Below are 1,421 nucleotides of genomic sequence, written 5' to 3'. Positions count from 1 at the left end.
AAGAATAATAAGAGAGATTTTAAGTGTCAATGTGATATTGGCTAGAAAATAATTAAATAAATATTATTTTCATTGGATTAGATTCATTAATCTATTGAATAGAATATATTATATTTGATTAACACACATTAACTCATAAATATGAATACTATCTCAGCTGCTCTTTTACATGAACATCCAATTGAGGGATGTATAAAAGATGCCAATGGTAATTTAAAACCTTTCCCTATTCTCACAATTGATAATATTCCATTAAATATATGGGTGCACCAAAATATCTCCATTATTGATGGCACAGAAAGTTTAGTTCCAGCCCAAGGTTGGTTATATGATTATGATAGTGAGCTGGCATTAAGTAATGCATGGAAACTTCTTAAACCACAAGCTTATGAAAATGTAGCTATTTCAACAGTAGTTCCAATTTTAATTTGCCCTGATGATTTAGATCTAGTCTGCAATGTGGTTATGGTGGAACAAGTTGTTTCAGCAGATAAAGTCGTATGGACTCGTTTTGGTTACGCATTTAACCATATTCATGATGTTGTGACATCCGTAGTCTGGGAAACCTCGCCTTCTGCTCCTCACTTAATTTTTTCATTGAGCGAATTTGAAAAAGCATACGATGATTTAAAAGAATTAGATAAAAAATGGACTGAAAATTTTATCTAGTTTTCTTAAACATAAAATACAAGAGTTAGAGATTAATGAAAGATCTTGGTAAAAGAATTTTTCTTCTCAATCGAAAATATGACCCTGAGAATACTTATTTCTATAGAAACTGTTAAGTTCGCATTAGGTAGGTTAATTAAATATCAAAATTCAATTCTATAAACCATGAAAATTTGTATTGTAGGCCCTTCTGGTGCTGGTAAAACAACTATCGCCAAAAAATTAGCTAAAGAATTAAAGATACCTGCTCATGCATTTGATGAGATCTATTGGGACTTAAGTGGAACTGAATTTGTAAAAAATTCCGAAGAAACTATCTCATTTGGTATTAAACAAATCACCTTACAAGATAGTTGGATTGTAGAGGGAGCTTACGATAAACGTTTACTTCCACTACTTCTTGAATGCTCTTTAATCTTAAAGATGGAAGTACCTCTTTATTTAAGAACAACAAGGCTCATACAACGTTATCTAAAGTCTGTATTTACAGGTAAAAGCCCTAAAGAGACTCTAAGAAATACAATCGAGTTGATTCAGTTTTCACATAGTTTTGATAACCGCTTAGAAAAATTTCTGAGTAGTAATAATCAACTCTCGAGAAAGGTTATTTCTTTTAATAATTTTTCAAAAGCTAGAAATATTATTCAGACAGTTTTTAAAAATAATTTATCCGATTCATTGAATAAAAATGATAGAACAAGAAAGGGTTGACAGACTGACACACAAGAATCAGCACGCATTAAACGTCCCTC

At 31.0% G+C, this 1,421-nt stretch carries 2 protein-coding genes; both read left to right on the top strand.

The features are described 5' to 3' along the window. Nucleotides 1-141 precede the first annotated feature (141 nt). Nucleotides 142-669, top strand: coding sequence for a hypothetical protein (locus UC75_RS12795; RefSeq protein ID WP_049837818.1), 528 nt, complete (start codon nt 142-144; stop codon nt 667-669). 165 nt (nt 670-834) lie between these two features. After that, nucleotides 835-1,380 carry an AAA family ATPase gene (locus UC75_RS12790; RefSeq protein ID WP_049837817.1) on the top strand — a complete coding sequence of 182 codons (546 nt, stop codon included), beginning with the start codon at nt 835-837 and terminating at the stop codon, nt 1,378-1,380. Nucleotides 1,381-1,421: the final 41 nt, after the last annotated feature.

This window comes from Acinetobacter sp. V2 (assembly GCF_001188385.1).
In the GTDB taxonomy this organism is placed as follows: domain Bacteria; phylum Pseudomonadota; class Gammaproteobacteria; order Pseudomonadales; family Moraxellaceae; genus Acinetobacter; species Acinetobacter oleivorans.
Note: the sequence above shows the minus strand (reverse complement) of the source record. Positions and strands in the feature narration are given on the sequence as shown.

Excerpts from the sequence above, each read along its gene's own strand:
- UC75_RS12790 (WP_049837817.1), top strand. The coding sequence starts at position 835 with ATGAAAATTTGTATTGTAGGCCCTTCTGGTGCTGGTAAAACAACTATC.
- UC75_RS12795 (WP_049837818.1), top strand. The coding sequence starts at position 142 with ATGAATACTATCTCAGCTGCTCTTTTACATGAACATCCAATTGAGGGA.